The organism is Candidatus Pantoea floridensis (assembly GCF_900215435.1).
In the GTDB taxonomy this organism is placed as follows: domain Bacteria; phylum Pseudomonadota; class Gammaproteobacteria; order Enterobacterales; family Enterobacteriaceae; genus Pantoea; species Pantoea floridensis.
Map to the genome: position 1 here is coordinate 1,726,878 of NZ_OCMY01000001.1, position 26,922 is coordinate 1,753,799.

Sequence of the window (26,922 nt, forward strand, 5' to 3'; positions counted from 1 at the left end):
TTCCTCCATGCCCTTCCACGTCTCACTAAGGATAGTCGAGACGCTGGAGAACGGGATCAGGGAAGCTCAAGTGCCATGTGTTCCAGCTCGCTAAACGGCACCGGACGCGAGAAAAAATAGCCCTGCGCCGCTATCGCGGGGGAGCTGCGCACCTGTTGCCACTCTTCTTCGGTTTCCACGCCTTCCACGATAACGCCGTTGCAGTAACGGTTAATTAACGCCAGCAGCATGGAGAACATTGAACGGCCTTCGTCACTGGCGCGCAGCAGCATAAACAGTTCGCGCGATAATTTGATGTAGTCGTAGCGCAGTTCGGTTAGTGCAGAGAAGTTCGCCATCCCAGAGCCAAAGTCATCCAGCCATAGCGGACCGAGTTCCGGCATCTTCGCCACCATCTCTTCCTGCGGCAGCGCGTGGTGCTCCGTCAGTTCAAAACGTACCCATGGCAACTGCGCGATTAAGGTACGAATCAATTCATGCTGCTCAATTTCCATCAACGTTGGGCCGTCGATATTCACCGACGCCACCAGCTGACGCTGACTGAAAAAGTGTGACCATTTTACCAGGAGCTCCAGCTGCTCCTGGACGACACCCAGCCGCTGCGAGATAGTCAGGGCTTCGAAATAGTCTTCGGGCGACAACCTTTTTTCTGGCGCGGAGGGATGGGTCACCGCCGTCAGTAATTCAATGGCCAGCAAGCGGCCTGAGACCTGATAAATCGGCTGGAAAGTATAGAATCGTTGGCACTGCTGCCAGAAGAAACGCGTTTCCTGTTGTTGCTCCAGTTCATTTGAAACAGGCAGCCGATGACTCAAATTCTTCATCACCATGGTTTTTTCCTGGTTGGTGTCGAGTGCCTGCAAATAGCATCTCAGCGGCAAGTATCGGCGATCGCAGGGATAACTTTATCAATCTCATTAGTCCCAAGAATCGTTGAGTGTAACAGCGTGCTCCGCGCTTAATCGGCAAAACAAAACGCGCTTTGACCGTTAAATCACCGCAGCAGGATGAGTTTACCGCCTTAAGCTAAATCAAAACATCGTTTTAAAAAGCATTGACGACTGCCATACCAGACGCGAGACTAATGCGAAATTCACTATAGGCTGAAGACCATGACGCAGAAGAACATCGCCATCATCGGCGAATGCATGATTGAGCTGTCCGAGAAAGGTGAGAACATCAAACGCGGTTTTGGCGGGGATACGCTGAACACGGCGGTTTATCTGGCACGCCAGTCTGATCCTCAGCAACTGCGTGTCGATTACGTCACCGCACTTGGCACCGATAGCTTCAGCGATCAGATGATCGCCGCCTGGCAGCAGGAGCAGATTCACACCGATCTGATTCAGCGCCTCGACAATAAAATGCCGGGCCTGTACTTCATCGAAACCGACGATCACGGTGAACGCACGTTCTGGTACTGGCGCAACGACGCCGCCGCGCGCTTCTGGCTGGATAGCGCACAGGCGGATGATATCTGTCAGCAACTGGCGCACTACGATTATCTCTATTTGAGTGGCATCAGCCTGGCCATTTTGCCGGCCGCCAGCCGCAACAAACTCATGGCGCTGCTCAGCGCCTGTCGTCAGAACGGCGGCAAGGTAATTTTCGACAACAACTATCGTCCGCGTCTGTGGGCCGATAAAGCCAGCGCGCAGCAGGCGTACGCCGAGATGCTGCGTCATACCGATATGGCGTTTCTCACCCTTGATGATGAGGATCTGCTGTGGGGCGAGCAGCCGCTGGATGCGGTGATTGCCCGGACGCGTGCCGCAGGCGTGCAGGAGATCGCAATTAAGCGCGGTGCGGATTCCTGCCTGGTGGCGGTTGGCGACGAACCGCTGCGGGACGTTGCCGCGATCAAGCTGGCGAAAGAGAAAGTGATTGATACCACCGCCGCAGGAGACTCCTTTAGCGCCGGGTATCTGGCACTGCGTTTAGCCGGGGGCAGCGCCGAAGAGGCGGCAGCGCGTGGTCACCTCACCGCCAGCACGGTAATTCAGCATCGCGGTGCGATTATTCCGCTCAGCGCAATGCCGCGTTAATCCAGGTGCGCATGATTGCGCACCCTACGCATATTGTAAGGTCGTCATTTATGACGACCAAATTCATCAATATTGCTAACCACCTCGCGCTGAACATTTGCCTTAACGCAGTATTTTTCTCTGCCAATTTCCACTAATCACTTAGCTCATCCACTCCTGTAACATCACCCGCTGCACCGCTTTAACCCTGCTTATCAGAGTGATTTAAATTCAATGTGTTATATCACGAAAATACGCCCGCCAGGCATAGTCCGAAACTGGCGAAATCGGCGGTTTTCGGCTGGACGCCAGCCGCAAAAGAGACCATGTTTTAATCAATAACAGCAGGATGCTGTTACTCCGGCCGCGAACAGAATAATGACAATATGACTCGCTCAGGACTGACTTATGCACACAGAAATTATCAATATCTGGCCAAACGGTGATGCGCCAGGCGCGAGCGATTCGCGCGCTCAGCCGCAGATCGTCGATCTCGCCAAAGAGTACGAACCTTATGACCGTGCGGCCACCGGCGTGCGCTGCCCGGAAATTGCCCTCTGGCATCCGGAAACCTCGAACGGTATTACGCTGTTGGTGGCGCCGGGCGGCGGTTATCAGCGGGTATTGATCGATCGGGAAGGCAGCGCGCTTGCCACCTTCTTCACTTCGATGGGCTACACATTGGCGGTAATGACTTATCGCCTGCCCTATGATGGTCACCACGAAGGTCCGGACGCGCCACTGGCCGATGCGCAGCGTGCGGTGCGCGTGCTGCGTGAACGAGCACAACGCGGCATCAACGGTAAATACATTGTGATGATGGGCTTTTCGGCGGGCGGACACGTTGCCGCCAGCCTCGGTACGCGCTTCGGTGAAAAACTTTATCCGGTGCAGGATCAGGCAGACAGCTTCTCGCCGCGCCCGGATGCGATGGTACTGCTCTATCCGGTAATCAGTATGCGTGAAGGTCTGGCGCATGAAGGCGCGCGCACCCGCTTATTGGGCGCCTGGCCAGATCAAAAGATGATTGAGGCGTATTCACTGGAGACGCGCGTACATGCGCAAACGCCGCCCACGCTGCTGATTCACGCGTCCGATGATGAGTCGGTTTCGGTGAATAACAGCATGGTGTTTTTCAGCGCGCTGCGGGAGCACAAGGTGCCGGTGGAGATTCACTTCTACCAGAAAGGCGGCCACGGATTTGGTATCCGTGGCGTGGCGGATCTTCCCCTCGCCAGCTGGCCAATGCTCGTAACGGAATGGCTTAGAGCTAAGACCTGATAATCAGGATGATGGCGCGGTCTGTTCCCCCGCGCCAGCGCTGTTATCCGGTTTGACTTCATCCGAAGCGGCAGGCGCAGCAGGTGCGTCTGGTAACTTCATCACCTTATCCCAGCTTTCCTGCAGCATCTTCACGTTAGTCTCGGCCTCACCCTGCGGCTGAATCAGCACCATGGTCAGCTCCTGCGACAGCTGCTGGCGCAGTTCCTGATTCAACTGGTCGCGCGTCATTTCGCTGAGGAATGTCTGGCGCAGCTTCTGATACTGCTCTGGCGCAATGTCCACGACCGCATTTTGCTGCGAACGCAGACGCTGGCCCATCAGAATATCGGTGTCGGTACGGGCGTAAGTGGCGAACAGTTTGTTGAGTTCCAGCAGCTTTTGCGCCATCAGCGCGTCGAACTCATCCTGCGGTAAACCCTTATCGCGGACAGCGGCCAGCTCCTTCGCTACCTGATTCATGTTCTGCGGCAACGAGGCATTCGGGCTATCCATGTTGATGGAACACTGCGCACGCTGATACAGCACACGGCAGTCAAAGCCAACCTGCACGCTTTGCGCTTTGCTGTCCGCCAGGGCGCGCTGCACATGCCAGAACAGCGCTTCACGCGCCAAATCGCTCTGCCAGTAGCGCTGGAGATTCTGCGAATCACGAATCGGCTGCCAGGCGGTGTCCCATACCAGCGACAGGCGATCCTGATTCATGCCGCCATTCACCAGATTCACCGGCTGATGCGGCAACGGCGAGAGCGTCGGTAACGCAGCAGGTGCCACACGCTTGCCTTTCAGCGGCGAGAAGGCTTTATTGATCTGCTCCGCCATGCTGCGGCTGTCAACATTGCCGACCACATACAGCGTCATGCCATCGGGCGTATACCATTGCTGATAGAAACTATTGAGCTGGGCAATATCCACCGGTGCGCGCGGTTGCTCACCCGGATCGTGCGCCAGCATCGCCGAACCTTTCAGGCGATAGCGCCACCACACATCCTGCGTATTGGCAGGCCAGGTGGCGATGGGATCGGTTGCCGTCAGCGCGGTGGAAACCACCTGCTCGTTGATGGTCATTTTACCGGCGGTTGCCGCCAGCCAGCTGAGCGCTTCTTTCAGCAAGTCTGGACGGTTATTGGGCAAACTTAGATTGTATTGGGTGTAATCGTACGACGAAATAGCGGGCGGCAGCGGACGCTGCGGATCCATGGCCTGCTGCCACAGTGCACGTTGCTGATTGGTATCCAGCGCGGCGTTATGCACCATCGCTAAACGCGGTAAAAGATGGCTGTAGCCAGTTTGTTGTGCGCTCTCCACCAGTGAACCGGTGTTAACAATCAGGCGCAGTTCAATACGATCGCTTGGACGCTGTGGTGTGGTCAGAAGCTGCCAACTAAAACCATTGTCCAGTTTGCCTTCCTGCCAGGCGGGATCGGGTTGGAGCGTTTCGGCTTGCACGCCAAAACCGGATGCTGCCAGTAGCAATCCGCCAACCAAAAGCCGAATTCTGGTGCCCTGCATGTGAACCCCTACTCAAACAGATCAACGCTCGTTAGCGCGGCATATTCGGCCACATCTGGGTGACCGGTGCGGCATTTTGCCGCCACGTTTATTTAATAACAGACTCTTTGACCACGAGAAGGTCAGGATGTCGCGCAACGAGGCAAAAAATCGGGAAAAAAATCAATGGGGTTTATTATGCAAATGCCCGCTGTCAGGGCAAGCGACAGCGGGCATTTCTGGGCAAATTAACGCAAATAGCGCTTTTACGCGGCGGTTTCTGGTGCGTTATTCACCTTTTTCCCTGAAGAAAGCGTCGCGTTCAGCTGTTTCTCGTCCAGCTGACCCACCCACTTCGCCACCACAATAGTCGCCACGCCGTTACCCACCAGATTCGTCAGCGCACGGGCTTCGGACATAAAGCGATCAATACCGAGAATCAACGCTAAACCCGCCACCGGCAGATGGCCCACAGCGGACAACGTGGCCGCCAGCACGATAAAGCCGCTGCCGGTAACACCTGCTGCACCTTTAGAAGAGAGCAACAGCACCACTAACAGCGTGATTTGGTGGAAGACATCCATGTGTGCGTTGGTTGCCTGCGCGATAAACACTGCCGCCATGGTGAGATAAATCGAGGTGCCATCAAGGTTGAACGAATACCCCGTTGGGATCACTAATCCCACCACCGATTTCTTACAGCCGAGCTTCTCCATCTTATCCAGCATGCGCGGCAGCGCAGACTCAGATGAAGAGGTCCCCAGCACAATCAGCAGTTCTTCTTTGATGTAAGCAACAAACTTGAAGATGTTGAAGCCAGCAAAGCGCGCAATCAGCCCCAGCACTACCACCACAAACAGCACGCAGGTGATATAGAAGCAGATAATCAGTTGACCGAGCTGCACCAGCGATCCCACGCCATATTTGCCGATGGTAAAGGCCATGGCCCCGAAGGCACCGATAGGCGCGAGACGCATGATCATGTTGATAACGCCGAAGATCACTTTCGAGAAGCTCTCAATGACGTTGAACATCACCGTACCTGCGCTGCCAAGGCGATGCAGCGCAAAGCCGAACAGAATAGCGAACAGCAGTACTTGCAGGATGTTGCCGCTGGCGAAAGCACCGATGACGCTATTCGGGATCACATCCAGCAGGAAGGCAACCACACCTTGCTGCTCCGCCTGCTGGGCGTAAACCGCAACCGCTTTGGCATCCAGCGTGGCCGGATCAACGTTCATGCCCGCACCAGGCTGCACCACATTGACCACCACCAAACCAATGATCAGCGCGATGGTGCTGACCACTTCAAAGTACAGCAGCGCAACCGCGCCGGTACGTCCAACGGCTTTCATGCTCTCCATGCCGGCAATACCGGTCACCACCGTACAGAAAATAACGGGGGCGATGATCATCTTGATCAGCTTAACGAACCCATCGCCGAGCGGCTTCATTTGCGCGCCTAACTCAGGATAGAAGTGGCCCAACAGGACGCCGATGCCGATGGCAACCAGTACCTGAAAATAGAGGCTTTTTAAGATTTTCATAACAGGTGTCCAGTAAGACGGTTTTCACCGCCATTGTTGTGGAGTAACGCATGCGGCAAGCCGCCAGAAGCGTAAAACCTTACCGATGGCGAGGAAAATAACACCCTGTTAACAAGATTAATATCCCCTAACATTCCTTACAAAAGTTACAAAACTCTAACTATGAACTGAAACGCTTCAGCTTAGCGCTTCGCTTTAATTTTGTAAGGAAAATCAATAACCAAGGTGATTATTCAAGGGTTTGGGAGGGATTGAGCCAGCGTTGATTAAAGACGTCGAGAGGCAGTGCTTCAGCATATAAGTAGCCTTGCCCGATAGTAATTCCGCGCGCCAGCAGCCAGTCACGCTGCTCGGCGGTTTCCACACCTTCAGCAATCACGTCGAGGTGAATGATGTCGGCAATGGCCGCCACAATGCGCACCATGGTGTCATCAACCGGTAACGCGGCGACGAAACTGCGATCCATTTTCAGTTTGTTCACCGGCAGCGCTTTGAACTGATGCAGATAATTCAGGTTGGAGTAGCCCATGCCGAAGTCATCGAGCGCGACCGCCACGCCGGTTTTTTGCAACAAGCGCAGTAGCGCAATCGCCTGTTCAGCATCGCCAATCTGCGCGGTTTCCGTGATCTCCAACACGAAGTTACCGGGCGCAATACGATGGCGCTCCAGCAATCCCTGCAAATGGCTCACCATGCTGGCATCGCGCAGCTGTACCGCCGAGATATTGACGCTGAGCGGTATATTGATCCCCTGCTTCTGCCAGGCGGCAAGAATGCGGCAGGCCTCTTCAAATACCCAACGCCCAATCGCCGAAATCACCCCAATCTCCTCGGCGCTGGCAATGAACTCTTCCGATAACCCGTAGCTGCCATCCGGCATGCGCATACGCAGCAGCGCTTCGGCGCCGGCCAGTTCACCGGTTTCCATATTGATTTGCGGCTGCAAATAGAGGGAAAACTGATCCTCCTGCAAACCTTGCAGGATGTCATGTTCCTGAGTTAAACGCTTTTGCGCCCGTTCGGTGAGGGCGGGATCGAAGAACAGGATCTGATTTTTACCCTGGTGGCGCGCCGACATCATTGCCGATGTCGCGCGATCGAGCTGTTCGCTGGCCGAAATGGTGCTCTCTTCATAAAGCGCTAACCCAATGCTGGCATTTGGTCGCAGCTGAAGATTTTGCAGATTCACCGGCTGATTGAGGCGAATCATCAGGTTGCGCGCCAGACGCATGGCGCGAAACGGGTTGTGCGCGCGCTTCATTAACAGCGCGAAGTCGCTGGGGCCGGTTTGCGCCAGTAAGACGTGATCGTCCACGGTGCTGCGAATCTTCTCCACCAGCGTCAGCATTAACGTATCACGCTGTTCATCGCTCAGTACGCCGTTGGCTTCCTGTAGCGTCTCGATACGAATCACCATCAGTCCCCACGCCTGGCGGTTACGTTGCTGGTTCATATGCTGTTCGAGCAGCGCGAGGAACAGCGCGCGATTGGGCAGATCCGTCACGGCGAAATGGGTGGTCATGCGGCTCATTTCATCGTGAATCGACTCTAATACCTGCTGATTACGGTTGTAGCTGCGGATCAGCATGCCAATTTCATCATCACGGTGATTGTTGGGCAGCGCCAGCTTGTGCGTCAAAATCGCCTGCGGCGGCAGCTCCTGCAAATCACGCGAAATATCGCGCAGCGGATGCACAATTAAACGATTGATACACCAGCTGATGGCGACAGAGAGAATCAGCGCCAGCAGTAGATAGGTGGTGATCATGGTCGATAACGTGCTGAGCAGGAACTGATAAACGCGCGAGGAGTCAGCCTGCAGCACCAGATAGGCAATCGGCTTCGGCAAGCCAGATCGCTCCACCGAATAGAGCGGCAGCGTAATTTGTACCGGCAGCTCAAACAGGCGCGCCACCCAGCGCGGCACCGGTTTTTCCGGCGCGAAATCGGCATGCAGCGCCTGAAACGCATTCGGCAGCACCACATCAGCGCGCGATAAAATACCGGCCGGTTTCAGAGTATTAAGGATATGTTCAGCTTGCGGGATGTCGGCTTTTAGCACTGCCTCGGAGAGCGGCTGACGCACGGTATGCGCCACATTTTCCATTTGTTGGGCGTAGTCAATCCTGCGCTGCTGCACAAAATGAAACAGCTGGACGACAATAAAAATGCTGATGGTCACAATCGCTACGGCGGAAACCGTCGCCATCTGCTTTATCGTTAAAGAACGACTGACGCGCAACAAAACCTCTCCGGGCCAGTTTGGCCATGTAATTAGATGAAATGCGCAGCGAGTATATCCCAGGTCAGGGTCGCATTTCGCCGGGATAAAGTTGAAAAATGGCCAGGCAGAAGAATTTTCGCGGTGATTCGGAATGATGCAGGTGCGCATAAATGCGCACCCTACGAAAACCCGGCTATATCCACGTAGGGTCGCCATTCATGGTGACCGATTCACGCTTAGCTGACGAGCATTACGCCATTGATGGCGACCCGGTGGAAAATAAGACTTAGCGCTTCTCCTGGTACGCCATCCAGGTAAGCAGTTGCAGGCTGGCGGAGAAGTAGTTTTGATCGGGCGCCAAACGGTCATTGAGATAGCGCGTTTGGTTCAACGTCAGATCGCGCACGGCAACCAGGCCACCTTCCATATTGTACGGTGCAGGTGTATTCCCCAGCACATCATACCAGGCGGGCGTGGTCAGGCGTGGCGAGCCTTGCCAGACGCGCTGGAACGGCACCAGACGCAGACTTTGCGGATCGTACCACCAGATATTTAGGGGAATACGAATCGCGTCATAGCTGAAGCGGTTGGAATAACCTAGCGCCGGCGCCACTGAACCATCGGCATTCAAAGCTACCCAATCGAGCGGCAGGCCGGTTTTGCCAAAGTGCATATCGCCTAACAGCGCCATGCCGTCATCAATCAGCTCATTCCAGATGCGCAGATGGCTATGATCGGCAAACTCACGCCAAGCCGCGAACAGAAAATAAGAGGGGTTGAGGACCACATAGCTGGTTTTATTAAACCCCTGTGCGCCCGGCAACATCACTCTATGTCCGCCATAATCGATGACATTAAGCTTAATCACCGCACGTTGGATGCGATCGGACGCCTGCTGATAATCGCCGCCCCACTTCTGTGCGGCGCGTTGCAGGGCCCACGCAATCAGCACATCACCGTCGGACGCATTATTTTTGTCCGCAACCGGATCGGCAGCACCTGGCGTATAACGCCAATAGAACAGATCGTTCTGTGGATTGCTCAGATGGCTGCGCGTCCACTGCCACAGCAGATCAAACGTGACACGATCGTCGTGCGCCACCGCCAGCAGCATGCCGTAGCCCTGGCCTTCGGTATGGCTCACATTATTGTTTGCCGTATCGCTGATGCGGCCGTCGCTGCTCATAAACCGGCTTTTGTAGGTACTCCAGCCATCTGCGGCCGCCTGGGCGCTAAAAAACATCACCATGAAACACAGCATCCATTGACGCCAGAACCGCATCACTTTCATCACAGCATCCTATTGATATCGATAGTGCAGCGTGCCGCCGTCGTTCTTCTCGAGGGTTACCGGCACTGCCGCGCTGCCGCCTTGTGCTTGCAGCCACTGCGCATACAGCCCAGCCAGTACCGCACTCAACGCCAGCTGCCAGCGTTCTGCTGCTACGTGAATATCACCCTGAGGCAGCGCGTGGTGCTGCAGCAGAATGGCGTTTTGCTGCGGCTGCAACTGCACAAAACCCCAGTTAAATCGGGCCAGCTGCAGATTCATCTCACGCTCCAGATCCTGCACGGTGCGCGCTTCTGCTAAAGGATAGCGTGTTGCCAGCGATGCGCCGACACCCTGCAGGAAGCCTTCCGCTTCCTCGCCAGCATTATCCAGCATGCTTTCAATCATCACGCTCACCAAATCAAACCAGCCCGGCTGGTGTGGATGGCTGGCGCGTGCTGCGATTTGCTCACTCATTAGTAATCTCCGAACAGGTAACGGAAGTACAGATTGGCGGTACTTTCGTTGTAATCACCAAAGGTGTCGTAGCCTAACTGACCGCCTACGGTGACATCTTTGTTGATCTTGTAATCCGCACCGGCATGCAGGTTGTAGCCAATACCGTTTTTGCTATCGCCGCTGTAGAACGCGTCCTTCACGTAGCCCTGGTCAGCCAGACTCTGCAACTGTGATTGCAGAGACGGGTTGTTCGGGAAGTAGGCGCTTTTATCCTGGCTATAGGATTGATAACCCACCGAGCCGCCCACGTTCACTTTCAGATCGTCAAACTTGCGGCTGAATTCAACAGGGAACGATACGGATGCATAGTTTTGCGGACTGAAGTAACCGCCCTGACCGTAGCTGAAGTAGCTAAGGTTTTTCGAGTAATCCATCCACGATAGGCTCATGCCGACTTTCAGCTCGCGATCGTCGAAGTGATACGGACGCACATAAGCTCCGGCCGTAGCCTGCACGCTATTGTTGCTCGCCACGTTTTCACCCAGGTAGCTGTACGCGCCAGCACCAGCGTAGAAGCCGGCATCACCGTTGTCGTAACTCAGCAAGGCGTTACCGCCGTTTTTCGTTACGCGGCCCCAACGTTTACCGCTGGTTTTGTCTTCCACACCCACATACGACAACAGGCTGTCGGTCATCGCGCGGCGTTCACCGGTGAGGATCAGCGTCAGGAAATCCGTCAGCTTCGGCGACCACTGCACGCCACCCACCAACGTGCTCAAATCTTGTCCGAGCGGCGTGCTGCCGAGATCAATCTTGTAGCTGTCGCCCTTCAGCGCCATGTTCAGCTCAACGCCGGTCGCTGATTGCGAATCAGTAGAAGAGTTAGGCACGTCATCAATTTTCGCTCCTCCCGTCGCCACCACGTTGCCCTGCACCAGCGAGTTGGTGCCGAAGCGACGCCAGGCATCACCGCCGGCGCTGCCGGCTGAGAGTGAAACCGGCGTCATCGTGAAATCGAAACGCGACTCGCCAAACGGCACGGTAGAGAAGGTCAGTGGCGCTTTGGCTTCGGTCAACTTACTCAACCCAGATTCACCGTCGCGTCCGCGCACCTGCACCGCGCCCTGCACCCAGGTACCGGTTTTCTCCTGCAAATCGTCCATCATGTTGTCGATTTGGCGCAGCGTCTGACTCTGCTGAATGGCTGGCGTGTTGCTCGCCAGCGTCACCCCTTCCGCGCTGCTGGTGGCGTCGGGCGCCGATTGCCACGGCATTACCGCACCATAGCTGGATGGCGAGCGGCCAACCGGCGAGGTGCCGCGATTGATAAACGGATTATCGGCCAGGGCCAGACCACCCACGCTCGGCACGCTACCGGTTTCAGCACCCTGCAGACCAATCAGCTGACCACGCGCGGTGCGCAGGTAGCTCATTGCCTGGCTGTGTTCGCCGTTAGCTTCGGCAACGCGCGCAAGCAACAGCAGGCGATCGGGTGACTGCGCGTTATTCAGGCCGCGGGTTAAGGTGTTGGCTTTGTTGAGGTCGTTTTGCGCCAGCGCCACGTTGATGGCGCCAGTGCGCGCGTCTTGCGTCGCGGTGTCCTGCGTCATCAGGTAGTCATACACCACGCCCGCTTCTTTGTTCATCTTGCCGGATTGATACAGTCGCGCCATGGCGAACATCAGATCGCGGTTCTGTGGATCGTGCTGCAGCGCGCCCACCAGCTTATCGTAAGCAGCGGCGTACTGTTTCTGCTCGCGCAGGCGATCGACCTCGTTGATCACGTAACCATTGCGGATACCCGCCAGCTGCGTCGGCGTGCTGCGCGCCTGCAGTTCCGGACTGCTGAGGAAGCTTTGCGCTTCAGTATTCAAACCGGCCTGATTCAGCACCGCGACCTGTGCGGCGTAATCCCCGGCGTTGCCTTGCACTCCGCGCTGCATGTTGCTGCGCACCACGGAAACCGCGGTGGTGATATCACCTGCTTTTGCCAGTTTCTGCGCCAGATTACCGGCATCAACCGGATTTGACGGTGGCGTTGCCGCCAGCGCGCGCAGGGTATTGGCCGCTGCAGCGTTCGATCCCTGCGCCAGATACTGATCGGCGGTGGTCATCTGCAAGTTGAAATTCACGCGCTGCGCCAGCTCGCGCATATCGCTGTTTTTGCTGCCGTTGGGAATACGTGACAGCAGCATACTCGCCTGCTGCCAGGCACCGCTTTCACTGGCGTTTAACGCGCCCGCGTACAGTTCAGCGGTGCTCGCACCGGTACGCAGGGTCGGCTGCATGATATTCGCTGCCATCATGCTATCGCCCTGTGCGCGATAGATGCGCGCCAGATCGAGACGCAGCCAGCCATCGTTGGGATAGCGCTGAATGCCGCTATTTAGCGTAGCAATCGCCGCGCTGTTGTTGCCCGCGGCTAATTCACGCTTGGCCTGCGCACGAATTGGATCGGTGCTATTGCCGCGCGGCGCGACGCTCTGGCGCACGCTGTCGGGCAGCGATGCCAGCAGCGTATTAGCTTCTGCCCCGCGATTCTGCTGACGCAGCACGTAGAACAGGCCTTCTTTAGCGCTACGGTTGTTGGCATCGCTTTGCAGGATGGCGCGATAGGTTTGCTCCGCCTGATCGAGCTGATTGCTGCGACGCTGAACATCGGCACGGAACAGTTTGGCGGATACCCCTTTTTCGCCGTCGGCCTGCGTCAGCGGTTCGCTCAATGCCAGCGCCTGCGCGCTGTCGCCATTTTTCAGCGCCTGCTGCGCCGTGGCCAACTGCGCATAGAAGCGCGCATCGGCGGCCTGTTTCTGCCGCGTGTCGCTCTGATCGCCACCCAGCTGCGCGGCGCGCGTCAGGTAATCCGCTGCTTCCGCATAGCGACCGGCGCGCTGAGCCACGTAACCCATGCCGGCCAGGGCATCGGCATCTTGTGGGTTGGCCTGCAGCACTTTCTCAAAGTTGTTTTGCGCATTGCTGACGTCGCCGCTGTTTAACGCAGTAAAGCCCGCGCCTTTCTCCGCGCCGCCGACGTTTTTACGGTAGTAATCCAGCACCGCGTTGTCTTGCGGATGACGCTGCTGCCAGGTTTGATAAAGCGAAGCATCTGAAGCCTGCGGGCCAAGCCACAGCAGGGCCTGGCGCAGCGATCGATCGGCTTCTTTGTTGCCATCCGCCATGCTCGCGAGCACATCGATACCCTGACGGCGGGTTGATTCCTGATAGGTTAATGCTTTACCCAGCGCCAGTTTTGCACCGGTATCCTGCGGATGATCGGCGGAGAACTGGCGCAGCGCTTCCACCGCCTGCGGCAGCAGCGAGCGATCGCCCGCCATGGTCAGATAATATTCTGCCGCCACGCTCGGCGGCGGCTCATTGCCGCTGAAGGTATTACGCCAGGTTTGCAACGAAGCGGCAATGTTGCCACTGCGCGCCTGCTGACGTGCCAGCTGCAGCTGCGCCTGCGGAATGGTTTGCAGCTGACGCGCGTTATCCAGCTCGGTGAGATGCGCATCGTTTGGCGAGGCCGCACTCAATCGCGCACGCCACTGCGCCGCTTCGGCCGTGCCGCCGCTTTGCTGGGAATAGAGCGCCAGCAGATAGAGCGCCTGCGTATTGTTCGGCTCAACCATCAGCACTTTCTGCAGCGAGGCTTTCGCCAGATCGTCATGCGCTTTCTGATGCCAGTAAGCCGCTTGATCGAACAGCGCCTGCAGCGCGGGATTGCTGCTCTCCGCCGCCAGCAGCGGCTGCGAGAGCGCCAGTGCTCCCCCCAGAATCAGAGCATGACGCACGCCGGCACTTAACAGATGTTTTTTCATTATTTTTATCCTTACTTCTTGCCGGACTTGCTATCAACTTTTGGGTTGAGACGACGCCACGCATGACGTTTCAGCATCACCCATGCACCGCTGCCGACCAGCGCTGAAAGCAGCAGTGCCGCCAGCGCCATCAGCACCGAGTGCTGGTTGGCATACCACACCACCATCATGTACCACGGCATTTCGCCGCTCGGGAATTGCGGCCCCACGCGGAAGCTGCGGATGCCGTTCTCATCGGTGATGATGGCGGTATCACCGCGAATACCGGCGTTAATACGCGCAGAATTCAGATCTTCATGCAGGCGTAGCAGCTGCTGATCGCTGGTGGCCACAGTCATCACCACCAGGCGATCGCGGTTCCACGGCGAGCGATAGCTGACAAAGCCGCGCCACGCTTCGTTCGATGAGAAGTAACGATCGGCATCCAGCTGCTGGCGATACCAGTCGCCGGTCAGCCAGCCGCGCACTTTTTCCCAGCTCGTCGGCTCTTTCACGCCCAGCGTGTTGCCGCTGGTATCAAATGGCGTATTGGCCAGCATCCGTTGGTTGAAGTCGTTGTTCTGCGTGGTACTCACCGCCAACACATCGCTGTGCTGCAGGCGAGTCAGATTGGTGCCGCCATTTGGCAGACCAAACAGCACCTGGTTCTGCAGCAGCGGAACGCCGGTGGCGTTGCCGGCACGTGATGCCATATCCAGCAGCGTGGCGATCTCCGCGTCGCTGGGTTGCTCTGGCAACAACAGCGTCGTCTGCGAGAAATCCGCCAGCCGCGAGAACGGGAACGATGCGCCGACAAAGTAAGAGAGGTTCGGCAGCATGGTGAAGTGCCGCGTGTGGCTCAGATCGATCCATGAATCCTCTTCAATGCGGCTCTTGATATTGTTGTTCAGCAGCACGCCGCACGGCGCATCTGCTTTCGGCTTGATGTTGAAATAGAGCGCCAGCTGGTTGTCACCATAAATCAGGTAGGGTTCGAGCTTCAGCGTGTAATGCTCCTGCCGCGCGTCACCGCCCAGGCGATGCCAGGCGCTCTCCAGCAAGCCCACTTTGTTCACCGTCAGGTTACGCAGGAAGGTGCCGTTGATCATCACGTTGAGGAACGAGTTGCTCTCATCAATCCAGCTTTCGGACGGGAAGCGATAGTGCAGATTCACCGGAATGGTATCGCCATCCCACAGGAACAGGTCAGGCGCGGCGCGGAAATTGACGCTCAGCGCATCGTGCCAGATGCCGGTGGTGGTCAGGCTCTGATCCTTACGCAGCAGTTCGCTCAGGCGTACCGGACGCGTGGTGTTAATCCAGCGTGGCGCATCATAAGGTTTTCGCACGCCAATCGGCTGCGGCTGCACATTCAGGCTGTTGCCATCCGTGGTGAGCGGCTGCGTGGTTAAACGGTTAGCCGCCTGGCGAAGCTGATCGTCATTGGCGCCCACCACCAGCAGCAGCTTGTAAACAGGATTGTTGGGATTATCGGTCACCTGCAGCAGCGGGCCATTGCTCGCGGGTAACGTCACCGTGCCAATTTTGTCGCCAGGATGCCCCACCAGAATACCGTTGTGCTCGGGCAAATCGCCGCGCACCACCGGGAAACGAATGCCGCGATAGTCCGACTGAATACCCATCCAGGATGCCACCAGCGCAGCCGCGCTGATGCTATCCGGCGCAACATTGGTGGCAAAGCCAAAGCTAACGCTGGCTGGCGTCATGCGTTGCGCATCAATAAACGGACGCGGGAAGTTGCGCAGGCTGGTGCCAATGTTCAGCTGCTGACCTTCCAGGCTCAGCGTGGTTTTAGGCAAAATGGATACCTGGTACTGCTGCGCGCTCTCTTTCTCGCACAGCAGCTTATCGGCATCGTTAATCTTGAAGCTCAGATTGTTGCTCGATACCACCATCGCTGCCGGGATATCCAGCTGGTAGTCACTGATATCGCTGTCGCTGGAGCCCAGCGGTAAGGTGCCGAGCGGCTGACCGTTTAGCATCAGCTGCAGCGAAGTGTTACGCGCCGCCAGTGCCGCAGAGACGCGTAGTGAAAGGTTGAGGCGTGCGCTGGTGATCACTTCATCTGTCGGCAAGGTAAACACGATACCGGATTGCAGTTGGCCGCCGGTGAGCGTAATACCCTTCGGCTGGCCCATCTGCGCTACGGAAACCATGCTGCTAATCGGCTGGTTGAGCGTAGCCGTGCCGCTATCAGCCATGGCGCCTGGCTCGACCGAAGGCAGCACCATGTCGGGTGCAGGCGCGGCTGGCGCCGCATTTTCATTCGCGGGGGCGCTCTCCGAAGGAGCATACGGCGCCGCACCGGCGGCTTGCTGTAACTGCTGGTCGGCCGCACCTTCCATGCCCTGTGGCGGTGGAACCGCTGAAAGCGCAGCACTATCCTGAGTCACCGCCGGGGTTTCAGCCCATGCTGGCGCGAGCACGAGCGCCGTTGCCAGCGAGCTTGCCAGCAACGTTTGCGTCAAATTCTTCATGCAGCGCTGTCCTCTTTTACCGCAGGCTGGTTATCACGCTTACGCTTCTCACGGCGATCTTTCCAGGTCAGCCAGAACAGCTCAAAGACGGTACGAATAATGGTGCCAAGGGAAACCAGAGGGTTGTCCTGCTTGTACTCCGGCTGAATCCATGCATCGGCACGCGCCAGCACCACACGCACTAATTCACGGCGGCGCGCCAGCGGCATATCGCCAAAGCGCAGCCGGATGCTCTCTTCATCGCCGGAAATTTTGCTTACCGGAATGGTGATGGTGCCGGATTTCAACAGCAGATCGATCTCTTCGATGTCATCCTGTTCATGACGATGGTCCGGCGCATCGAGCTGCGCACCACCCATCGACAGATCGCTGGTTTGCGTGCGTGAAGAGATGCCGCTGGCGTAGTGAATGACCGCCGGAATCTGCACGTCAATACGGATGGTTTTACGCACCTGTTTGGTTTCACGCGCCACGGCAATCGCCGCCATCAGAATGATCAGGCTGAACACCGCCCAGCCGACGTTAAGGGCAATAACGTAGGGATCGACGCCAAAGTAGTCATGCGCGGTGGCACGCACTACGCCAGCAATAATGCCGATTGAAAGCAGCGCGGCAACAATCACATGCGGGCGCACAATGTGGAAATCGAAGAAACCCTGATCGAGCAAGCCGCCTTTATCCGTAACGTTAAATTTTCCGCGCTTCGGTGCCAGCATGGTCAGCAACGTGGGGATAACGAGGTGGAAGCACATAACGGTTTCGTAGATTTCACCCCAGAAGGTGTAGCGGAACTTGCCGTTCATGCGCGAGTTGACGTACAGCGACATCACCAGATGTGGCAGGACGTAGGCGAAGATCAGCGATGCCGACGAGTGAATGATATTCAGGTTAAACAGCAGGTACGCCAGCGGCGCGGTCAGAAATGCGACACGCGGCAAGCCAAACTGGAAGTGCAGCATGGCGTTGAGGTAGCACAGACGCTGTTGCCAGGTTAAACCACGGCCGAACAAAGGGTTATCGACGCGGAAGATCTGCGTCATGCCACGCGCCCAGCGGTTACGCTGCACCACATGCAGCCCCAGACGTTCGGTCGCCAGGCCAGCCGCCAGCGGGATCGCCAGGAAAGCGGAGCCCCAGCCAAGACGCTGCATTTTCAAGGCGGTATGCGCATCTTCGGTGACGGTTTCAACTGCAAAGCCACCAATCTCTTCCAGCGCGCTACGGCGGATCACCGCACAGGAGCCACAGAAAAACGTCGCGTTCCAGTTATCATTACCCTGTTGAACCGGGCCGTAGAACAGCGAGCCTTCATTAGGAATGCTGCGCGCTGCACGCAGATTACGTTCGAACGGGTCCGGCGAATAGAAGTAGTGCGGCGTTTGCAGTAGCGCCAGTTTCGGATCGTTGAGGAACGGCCCTACCGTTGCTTGCAGGAAGGTACGCGTGGCAACGTGGTCACAGTCGAAGATGCAAATCAGCTCACCTTTGGTGATCTTCATGGCGTGGTTAAGGTTACCGGCTTTCGCGTGGCTGTTGTCATCGCGGGTGATATAGCCTACGCCGACGTCGGCAGCAAATACCGCAAACTCGCTACGTTTGCCATCATCCAGTAAATAGACCTTCAGCTTGTCGCGCGGATAATCAATACACTGCGCCGCCAGCACGGTATCTCGCACCACATCAAGGCTTTCATTATAGGTAGGAACATAAACGTCAACCGTCGGCCACAGGCTGGTATCATCGGGCAGCGGCTCAATGGTGCGCTTTAATGGCCAGGTGGTTTGCAGGAAGCCAAGAATTAAAATCAGCCAGACATAGAGTTCGGCCAGATATAAGCCAATCCCAAGGATTGCTTCAATCTCTGAATTAAACTGCAGCGTCTCCGTGGTGCGCCACCAGATATATCGGGTCGACATCAGCGCAGAAAGGATAACCATCACAACGGTTATTTTGCGGCTTTTACTGAAGCCCAGTAGAAACATCATCCCGATGCTGATCAAGCCGAAGATATATTGCTTCTGGCTGTCCATAGGCGTGATGACGATTACCGCGGCTACGGGTGCAAGCACCAGCAGCAGCAGGTAAAACCCGAGTTTACTCATGATTCACCCTGAAGGAGCTGTATTGTTTTTATGCGGCCGATACCGGCCTCATTATTAATAATGGCTGCGGATAGGCGCCTGAACTTCACCATTTCCTACGGTGATATCCAGGATATTTGCCACGCGTTTCGCCACTAATTCGATATCAAACGCGGCGGCAGAAGCCGGACTGAAATCATAAACTGATTGTTGTGAAGCATTCGCTTCAGCCACGCTTTCATCACGATGCACAACGCCTAATAAATTATCGCCCAAACGCTGCTGCATAAAGGTTGTGACTTCACGACTTATATTGCGGCGGTTATCACTTTGGTTAAGGACAAAATAATGACCACGTTTATTATTTAGCGGCTGACCTATCATGCGATCATTTTCTATTTGCGGCAGCAAAGAGACTGATGCGGTATCCGCTAACATCACCACTACATGCATATCGGCAAGAGCGGTCATGGCTTTAAGCGCAGCACCCGGACCCGGAGGAAAATCGGCAATAATGACCAATCCCGGGTAATTCAGCACGGTATCCAGGCCGCGCTGCAGAAAGTGCGGATCTTTTACCAGGTTTTCTTCAAAACGTTCACGCTGTTCTTCGGTGACATCGCCATAGGGCATAACAAATATATTGCCGCCGGTGGTCAGAATGGATTGGCTCCAGTCGGCCTGATCGGCAGAGCGTGCAACAAAACCGCGGCCATCATGCAGCGGTACACCAAAATGCAGGCGCAGGGCGTTTTGCACATCAAAATCGATTGCCAATACCTTGCTGCCAGCGCGGGCCAGACTCCACGCAAGGTTGGCCGCCATGGTGGTTTTCCCTACTCCCCCTTTTGGCGAGCACACACAAACTAACGGCATAGCGCAATCTTCTCCAGTAGCGGTTTTAATGGTGTTTCTTTTGCAAGATTAGCAGGCTCTGCCGAGCGCGATCGGAACAGGGCACCAAAACGAGAAGGTGCGGGCGCTGCCGGACGTGCCGGTTCTACCGGTGCGGCAAAGGTGGGTGCTGGCGCGATAGGCGCTGCGGCCAGCGGAGCGACTGCAGGCTTAACAGCAGGCGCGACAGCAGGTTTCGCCGGCGGAAACAGTGATGTTGTCGCCTGACGTTCAACCAGCGTGGCCTTGGGCGCCAGCGGCGCACCCGTTTGCGCCGGTTGCGCGGAAGGTGCTGGCGGGAACAGTGAAGAACCGATCGCCGATGGCGCTGCCACAGGCGCGCCTAAGCTCTCGAGAATCGATCCGCGCGACGTAGCCGCAACAGCGGCAGGCTCAGCCTGAGCAGGTGGTGCGGCAAATTCATCAACGCTAATCGGTTGTGGCTGCGGCAGATCGATACGCTGACCGCTGCCTAATTCCGACTCATCATCGCTAGCCAATTGGCGCAGCAACGCCCACTGACTTTGATCGGCTTCCTGCGATTGGCCGGACATATCCTTAAAAGCAATGTCTAGCGTCTGCGTTTTTTCTTTAAAACGCTGCAGATCGTCGTAATTCTTCATGATCAGAGCCTGTAAAAACGGGAGGGAATTTTCCGCGAATATATCACAAGCATTAAAAGACGGTGAGAGAATTCTGATTATTAAAGCGCCGCAATCAATAAAAGAGTTTTATCTTTATGATTGAAAAATCGGATATGCAAAAAGCGTGCAATTATTTATTGACGGGGATTAATTAATATCGATTAACAGAAATAATCACGCGGGTAATTTTAACCTAAGCTACTGAAAATACTCCACTGCGCTGCAACCTGCAGATTTTAATCTGATGTGATGATACTCACACAATGCTGGAAAAATTAGGAATTTGTCTTAACCCTTTATATCTTAGTCAGGACCAATTAAAGACTGATGCAATGGCGTAATGGTTTTAGAGCCGATTTAAGGATAATGATTTCTCCCGTTAATTTCCCTCATGTATTAAGGGTGAAATAAGAAAGGCTCCCAAGGGAGCCTTTAACAATGTATGGCGGTAATTTATGGCGTAACCACCGGCTGGTTTTCATCCTGATCTACCGCGAAGCAGGCAATTTGCTGATCGCCATATTGTTTCAGTTTTGGCTGCAGCTGGACACAAGTGCCAAAACGGCGACGGCAGCGCGCGTTAAACGCACAGCCCGGCGGCGGATTTAACGGACTAGGCAGCTCGCCCGTCAGCTTGATGCGCTCGCGACGCTCGTCGGGATTAAGACGTGGCGTCGCCGACAGCAGCGCCTGGGTATAAGGATGACGCGGATTGCTGAAAATCGCCTCTTTACTCCCCTTCTCCACGCAGCGCCCGAGATACATCACCATCACCTCATCAGCGATGTGCTCCACCACCGACAGGTCATGCGAGATGAAGACGTAGGACAGCCCCAAATCCTGCTGCAAATCCATCATCAGATTGAGCACCTGGGCGCGCACCGAGACGTCGAGTGCAGAAACCGGTTCATCGGCAATCAGGACATCGGGATCGAGCATCAGACCGCGTGCGATAGCAATACGCTGACGCTGGCCGCCTGAGAACATGTGCGGATAGCGATCGTAATGCTCGGTTTTCAGGCCCACCTTAGCCATCATCTCCAGCGTTTTTTCCTTGCGTTCCGCTTTGGTCAGCGAAGTGTTGATCACCAGCGGTTCTTCAAGAATCTGGCTGATCTTCTTACGCGGATTGAGCGAACCGTACGGGTTCTGGAACACAATCTGGATTTTCTGACGACGCAGCTTCTGCGCCTGCGGATCGTGCTTTAACAGATCCTGACCGTGCCAGAAGAGTTGGCCTTCGGTCGGCGTTTCAATCATGGTCAGCAGGCGGCCTAACGTCGATTTTCCGCAGCCGGATTCCCCCACCACCGCCAGCGTTTTGCCGCGCTCGAGGTTGAACGACACGCCATCCAGCGCTTTCACCAGACGTTCCTGGCCGAACAGACCTTTCTTCACCGGGTAATGTTTTTTCAGGTCAATGGCCTGCAGCAGGTATTCCTGCTGAGTGTTATCAAGACTCATAGGTTGGTCTCCCGGCATCATCCAGTGGGAAGTGACATTTGGCCTGACGGCCAGGAATGTCGCGCAGCTCCGGCTCTTCACGGCGGCAGCGATCGGTCACATACGGGCAGCGCGGGTTCAACAGGCAACCCGTTGGACGATCGTATTTACCCGGCACCACGCCCGGCAGGGACGCCAGACGCGCTTTGTCGGCAGCAAACTCCGGCAGCGCGCGCAGCAGCGCTTGCGTGTAGGGATGACGCGGCGCTTTGAAGATATCCACCGCTTTACCGCTTTCCACCACCTGACCGGCATACATCACGATGATGTGCTGTGCCGCTTCGGCCACCAGCGCCAGATCGTGAGTAATCAGGATCAGCGCCATGTTCTCTTGCTTCTGCAACTCCAGCAGCAGTTCGATGATTTGCGCCTGAATGGTGACGTCGAGCGCCGTCGTCGGCTCATCGGCAATCAGCAGTTTCGGTTTGCAGGCAATCGCCATGGCGATCATCACGCGTTGGCTCATCCCGCCCGACAGCTGATGCGGATAAACATCCAGACGCGATGACGGATCGGGAATACCCACCTGGTCGAGCAAATCAATCGCGCGCTGACGACGGGTCCGTTTGCTGCCGCCCTGATGCACCTTTAACGCTTCCATAATCTGGAAACCTACGGTGTAGCACGGATTGAGGCTGGTCATTGGGTCCTGGAAGATCATCGCCACTTCAGCGCCCACCAGCTGGCGGCGCTCTTTTTCGGAGATTTTCTGCAGATCGCGCCCATTGAATTCCAGTTTTTCGGCCATCACGCGGCCGGGATAGTCAATCAGTCCCATAATCGCCAGCGAGCTGACCGATTTACCGGAACCCGACTCACCCACGATGCCCACCACCTGGCCTTGTTCGACCTGGTAGCTGATGCGGTCAACTGCACGAAACGGTGTCTTTTCGTCGCCGAAATGCACCGATAACTTATCTACATTTAATAACGCCATCTCGGTGCCTCTTTACTGCTTGAGTTTCGGGTCGAGTGCATCACGCAAACCATCGCCCATGAGGTTGAATGCCAGAACCGTTAGCAAAATGGTCACGCCAGGGAACGTCACCACCCACCAGGCACTTTGCGCATACTGCAACACGTCGGAGAGCATGGTGCCCCACTCCGGCGTTGGCGGTTGCGCCCCCATACCGAGAAAGCCCAACGCCGCCATATCGAGGATGGCGTTGGAGAAACCTAATGATGCCTGCACGATCAGCGGTGCGAGGCAGTTAGGCAGAATATTGATGAACATCTGGCGCAGCGTGCCGGCCCCCGCCACGCTTGACGCGGTGACGTAGTCGCGGTTGACTTCAACCAGCACCGCAGCACGCGTCAGACGGATATAGTGCGGCAGCGCCACGAAGGTAATCGCCAGCGAGGCGTTGACGATTGACGGACCAAAGATCGCCACTAACACCAGCGCCAACAGCAGGCTTGGCAGCGCCAGCATGATATCGACCACGCGCATAATGATGGCGTCGACCACGCCACCGAGGTAGCCGGCCATCAGGCCAAAGATCACGCCGAGAATCAGCGACAGCACCACCACCATGCAGCCGACCAGCAGCGACAGGCGTGCGCCGTACATCAGCCGCGACAGCACATCGCGGCCCACGTCATCGGTACCAAGGATATAGCTCCAGCTGCCGCCTTCCTGCCAGACCGGCGGGTGTAGCAAGGCATCGCGGAACTGTTCGGCCGGGGCATGCGGTGCCAGCACATCGGCAAAGATGGCGATTAACAGCATCAGTACGATGTAAACCAGGCCGATGACTGCGCCTTTATTACGTTTGAAGTAGTGCCAGAATTCCTGCAACGGGGTCATCGGCTTGGGTGCAGCAGTTACGCTTGCGGGATCAACAGCAGACATGATTCCCCCTTATTTCTTATGACGGATACGTGGATTGACCACGCCGTACAACAGATCAACCAGCAGGTTGACCACGATGATCAGGATGGCCACCAGCAATACGCCGCCCTGCACCACCGGATAGTCACGGCGTTGCAGCGCTTCGATCAGCCAGCGACCGAGTCCCGGCCACGAGAAGATGGTTTCGGTCAGAATCGCACCGGCCAGCAGGGTACCGACCTGCAAACCAATGACGGTGACGACCGGCAGCATGGCATTACGCAGCGCATGCACCACAATGACACGCATACGCGTCAGGCCTTTAGCACGCGCGGTGCGGATGTAGTCTTCTCCCAACACTTCCAGCATCGAGGAGCGCGTCATACGCACAATCACCGCCAGCGGGATGGTGCCGAGCACGATAGCGGGCAGAATCATGTGCATTACCGCATCTTTGAAATCACCCTCTTCTCCCCACAGCAGCGTATCAATCAGCATGAAGCCGGTGAGCGGATGAGTGTCATCAAGGAAGATGGTGTCGCTGACGCGTCCAGAGACCGGCGTGAGGTTTAACTGCACCGAAACCAGCATGATCAGCATGATGCCCCACCAAAAGATGGGCATCGAGTAACCGGTGAGGGAGATGCCGACGGCGGTGTGATCGAAGATGGAGCCGCGTTTAACCGCCGCCAGCACGCCCACCGGAATGCCGACAGCAATCGCGAACAGCATGGCGCAGATACCCAGTTCCAGCGTAGCTTTGAAGCGTGGTACGAATTCGTCCCAGACTGGGATGCGGCTTTTCAGCGAGATGCCGAGGTCGCCGTGCAGTACACCATTGATGTAGGTGATGTACTGTTTCCACATCGGCTGATCGAGGCCAAACTGCGCCATCAGCTGGGCATGACGTTCCGGAGAGATACCGCGTTCGCCGGCCATGATCAGGACCGGATCGCCGGGGATCAAGTGGACAAACGCGAAGGTCAATAACGTGATTCCGATGAACGTTGGGATGACAAGGCCCAAACGTCGGAGTATGAATTGCAGCATAAGCCTGGTTCTCTGACATTTCCCATGGCGTTACCGCCGGGGACAACATTGCTCAACACTCGCAGCCAGCCATGGGCGGACGCGACGCAAGAAGCGCTTCAATAGTAGAATTAGCCGGAAAAAAAGTGCGGAGTGCGGGCGACGAAGAGGTCGCCCGAGGGCCAGCAGCGCTGGCCCTCACCGCGATAATCCGAAAGGTTATTCCTGGATATCGACGTTTTCGAAGTGATGTTTACCTAATGGATCAACCACATAACCCGATACTTTCTTGCTCACTGGCTCGTACACGGTTGAGTGAGCGATGATCAGCGCTGGTGCCTGGTCATGCATCACTACCTGAGCCTGTTTGTACAGTTCAATACGTTTGTTGTGATCGGCTTCAGCACGTGCTGGCTGAATCAGATCTTCAAACGGCTTGTAGCACCAACGTGAGTAGTTAGAACCGTCTTTCGCTGCTGCACAGCTGAACAGCGTGGCGAAGAAGTTATCCGGATCCCCATTATCACCGGTCCAGCCCATCATCACGGTCTGGTGTTCACCGGCTTTAGCACGCTTCAGATACTCGCCCCACTCGAAGGTGACGATTTTGGCTTTCACGCCAATCTTCGCCCAGTCAGCCTGAACCATTTCCGCCATACGGCGTGCGTTCGGGTTGTATGGACGCTGAACCGGCATGGCCCACAGGTCGATTGAGAAACCATCCGGCATACCTGCTTCTTTCAGCAGCGCTTTCGCTTTCTCAGGATCGTAAGCGTAATCCTTCACATCATCGTTATAGCCCCACATGGTTGGTGGGATCAGGTTTTTCGCGGCCTGGCCAGCGCCCTGATAAACGGCATCAATAATGGCTTGTTTGTTTACCGCCATGGTCAGTGCCTGACGCACTTTCACGTTATCCAGCGGTTTTTTCTCGGTGTTGAACGACAGGTAACCGACGTTCAGACCTGGCTGCTCCATCAGATTAATTTTGTCGTCTTTCTTCATGCTGGCGATGTCGGCCGGGTTCGGGTACGGCATCACCTGGCACTCACCTTTCTGCAGTTTGGCATAACGCACTGACGCATCTGGCGTGATGGAGAACACTAAGCGATCAATCTTCGGCTTGGTGCCCCAGAAGTCTGGGTTAGCTTTGTAGAGAATGCGCGAATCTTTCTGGTACTGCTGCAGTACGAACGGACCGGTGCCCACTGGATTGAGGTCCAGCTTCTCTGGCGTGCCCGCTTTCAGCATGTTGTCGGCGTATTCTTTTGACAGAATTGAGGCGAAGTCCATGCCAAGGTCGGCGATGAACGGCGCTTCTGGACGGGTCAGGGTGAAGCGTACGGTGTAATCGTCAACTTTTTCGATTTTGGCGATCAGCTTAGGCATGTCCATGCCTTCGAAGTATTCGTAGCTGCCGCCAGAAACACCGTGATATTTGTTGTTTTTGTCGAGCTGACGCTCGAAGGAGAACACGACGTCATCGGCATTGAAGGTGCGGGTTGGCTTGAAGTCTTTGGTCGATTGCCACTTCACGCCCTGGCGCAGATGGAAGGTATAGGTTTTACCGTCCGCGCTAACATCCCATTTTTCTGCCAGACCTGGCTGCAGCTCGGTAGTACCGGTTTTGAACTCAACCAAGCGGTTGTAGATCGGTACAGAGCTTGCGTCGTAGGTGGTGCCCGAGGTGAAGAGCTGCGGGTTGAAACCTTCCGGCGAACCTTCAGAACAATAAACGAGGGTTTTCGCCTGGACACCAGCGGCAACGGTCATAGCAATCAGGCTGAGACCGACCTTCAGCATCCTGGATTTAGCCAGGGAGTTGATCATGTTTTGCTCCATTGTGATGTGATGTTGTGTGCGTCGCCCGACCTCTGATTTTTTTATGCGGTTCGGGCAGGTCAATTAAGAGTAAGCAAAATGTGAGCGGTTATAGTTGTTGCGCTGGCACCGTGGAATCTGTCAGGCACGTCCGTCTCTACATTTGATTGACGCATCAATTTGTCAACAGTTGCAATGAACGTCAATACAGTGTGGGGTTATTTACACAGAGTGTGAGTAAGTGCAAGCAACGATAAAAAACACCCTTCTGACGCTAAGCCAAAATTAAAAAAGGTGATAAAGCGCTCAATGCCGCGTGATTATCTGGCTATACAGCCAAATGACAGTGATTATCACCGCTAAAAAACATACAAAAGTTATTGGTAAATGTTGAATATCTGAACGATTCTTCGTGCGTTATGACGTTCAGGCAGCGGATTCTGCTAGTAAAATGGCATAAGAAATCAGCATGATGCATAAACCGGTCATAAGAAGAATGTGTCACGAATTAAGCGTGCGGCTTCG

18 protein-coding genes are annotated in these 26,922 nt (G+C 55.8%); 2 read left to right on the forward strand and 16 right to left on the reverse strand.

Going from position 1 to position 26,922, the window contains the following annotated elements; genetic code table 11:
- Positions 1-56: 56 nt before the first annotated feature.
- A complete protein-coding gene (gene pdeH / locus CRO19_RS08050) occupies positions 57-830 on the reverse strand; it encodes a cyclic-guanylate-specific phosphodiesterase (RefSeq protein ID WP_097095370.1) in 774 nt (257 codons plus the stop codon).
- 282 nt (positions 831-1,112) lie between these two features.
- On the opposite strand from pdeH, the gene kdgK reads away from it, so the two are divergent.
- Entirely contained in the window at positions 1,113-2,045 is a 933-nt protein-coding gene (gene kdgK / locus CRO19_RS08055; RefSeq protein ID WP_097095371.1) for a 2-dehydro-3-deoxygluconokinase, read from the forward strand.
- A gap of 387 nt (positions 2,046-2,432) precedes the next feature.
- Positions 2,433-3,305, forward strand: a complete 873-nt coding sequence (locus tag CRO19_RS08060) for an alpha/beta hydrolase (RefSeq protein ID WP_097095372.1) — start codon at positions 2,433-2,435, stop codon at positions 3,303-3,305.
- Between the two features lie 3 nt (positions 3,306-3,308).
- On the opposite strand, the gene CRO19_RS08065 is transcribed toward CRO19_RS08060, so the two are convergent.
- From CRO19_RS08065 to dppA, 15 genes are all read right to left on the reverse strand, one after another.
- Positions 3,309-4,817, reverse strand: coding sequence for a M16 family metallopeptidase (locus CRO19_RS08065; RefSeq protein WP_097095373.1), 1,509 nt, complete (start codon positions 4,815-4,817; stop codon positions 3,309-3,311).
- Between the two features lie 245 nt (positions 4,818-5,062).
- Positions 5,063-6,343: a dicarboxylate/amino acid:cation symporter gene (locus CRO19_RS08075; RefSeq protein WP_008105722.1), complete on the reverse strand. Its 1,281-nt coding sequence runs from the start codon at positions 6,341-6,343 to the stop codon at positions 5,063-5,065.
- Between the two features lie 229 nt (positions 6,344-6,572).
- Positions 6,573-8,585 (reverse strand): biofilm formation regulator HmsP, encoded by a 2,013-nt coding sequence (gene hmsP, locus CRO19_RS08080; RefSeq protein ID WP_320204465.1) that lies wholly within the window; start codon positions 8,583-8,585, stop codon positions 6,573-6,575.
- Between the two features lie 268 nt (positions 8,586-8,853).
- Entirely contained in the window at positions 8,854-9,858 is a 1,005-nt protein-coding gene (locus CRO19_RS08085) for a family 8 glycosyl hydrolase (protein WP_097095375.1), read from the reverse strand.
- Between the two features lie 9 nt (positions 9,859-9,867).
- A complete protein-coding gene (gene bcsD / locus CRO19_RS08090; RefSeq protein WP_097095376.1) occupies positions 9,868-10,314 on the reverse strand; it encodes a cellulose biosynthesis protein BcsD in 447 nt (148 codons plus the stop codon).
- On the reverse strand, positions 10,314-14,117 hold the full coding sequence (locus tag CRO19_RS08095; protein ID WP_097095377.1) for a cellulose biosynthesis protein BcsC: 3,804 nt from the start codon (positions 14,115-14,117) through the stop codon (positions 10,314-10,316). Before CRO19_RS08095 ends, bcsD begins: the two co-directional genes overlap by 1 nt.
- 11 nt (positions 14,118-14,128) lie before the next feature.
- A complete protein-coding gene (bcsB, locus tag CRO19_RS08100) occupies positions 14,129-16,594 on the reverse strand; it encodes a cellulose biosynthesis cyclic di-GMP-binding regulatory protein BcsB (RefSeq protein WP_097095378.1) in 2,466 nt (821 codons plus the stop codon).
- A complete protein-coding gene (gene bcsA / locus CRO19_RS08105; protein WP_097095379.1) occupies positions 16,591-18,696 on the reverse strand; it encodes a UDP-forming cellulose synthase catalytic subunit in 2,106 nt (701 codons plus the stop codon). Before bcsA ends, bcsB begins: the two co-directional genes overlap by 4 nt.
- A 54-nt stretch (positions 18,697-18,750) precedes the next feature.
- Positions 18,751-19,551, reverse strand: a complete 801-nt coding sequence (gene bcsQ, locus CRO19_RS08110) for a cellulose biosynthesis protein BcsQ (protein WP_097095380.1) — start codon at positions 19,549-19,551, stop codon at positions 18,751-18,753.
- Positions 19,542-20,192 carry a cellulose biosynthesis protein BcsO gene (bcsO, locus tag CRO19_RS08115; protein WP_097095381.1) on the reverse strand — a complete coding sequence of 217 codons (651 nt, stop codon included), beginning with the start codon at positions 20,190-20,192 and terminating at the stop codon, positions 19,542-19,544. The genes bcsQ and bcsO overlap by 10 nt, the downstream gene beginning before the upstream one ends.
- Positions 20,193-20,666: 474 nt before the next feature.
- Positions 20,667-21,677: a dipeptide ABC transporter ATP-binding subunit DppF gene (dppF, locus tag CRO19_RS08120; protein ID WP_097095382.1), complete on the reverse strand. Its 1,011-nt coding sequence runs from the start codon at positions 21,675-21,677 to the stop codon at positions 20,667-20,669.
- Positions 21,667-22,653 (reverse strand): dipeptide ABC transporter ATP-binding protein, encoded by a 987-nt coding sequence (dppD, locus tag CRO19_RS08125; RefSeq protein WP_097095383.1) that lies wholly within the window; start codon positions 22,651-22,653, stop codon positions 21,667-21,669. Before dppD ends, dppF begins: the two co-directional genes overlap by 11 nt.
- Positions 22,654-22,665: 12 nt before the next feature.
- Entirely contained in the window at positions 22,666-23,568 is a 903-nt protein-coding gene (dppC, locus tag CRO19_RS08130; protein WP_061719333.1) for a dipeptide ABC transporter permease DppC, read from the reverse strand.
- A gap of 9 nt (positions 23,569-23,577) precedes the next feature.
- A complete protein-coding gene (gene dppB / locus CRO19_RS08135; RefSeq protein WP_097095384.1) occupies positions 23,578-24,597 on the reverse strand; it encodes a dipeptide ABC transporter permease DppB in 1,020 nt (339 codons plus the stop codon).
- A 198-nt stretch (positions 24,598-24,795) separates the two neighbouring features.
- On the reverse strand, positions 24,796-26,406 hold the full coding sequence (gene dppA / locus CRO19_RS08140) for a dipeptide ABC transporter periplasmic-binding protein DppA (protein WP_097095385.1): 1,611 nt from the start codon (positions 26,404-26,406) through the stop codon (positions 24,796-24,798).
- Positions 26,407-26,922 lie beyond the last annotated feature (516 nt).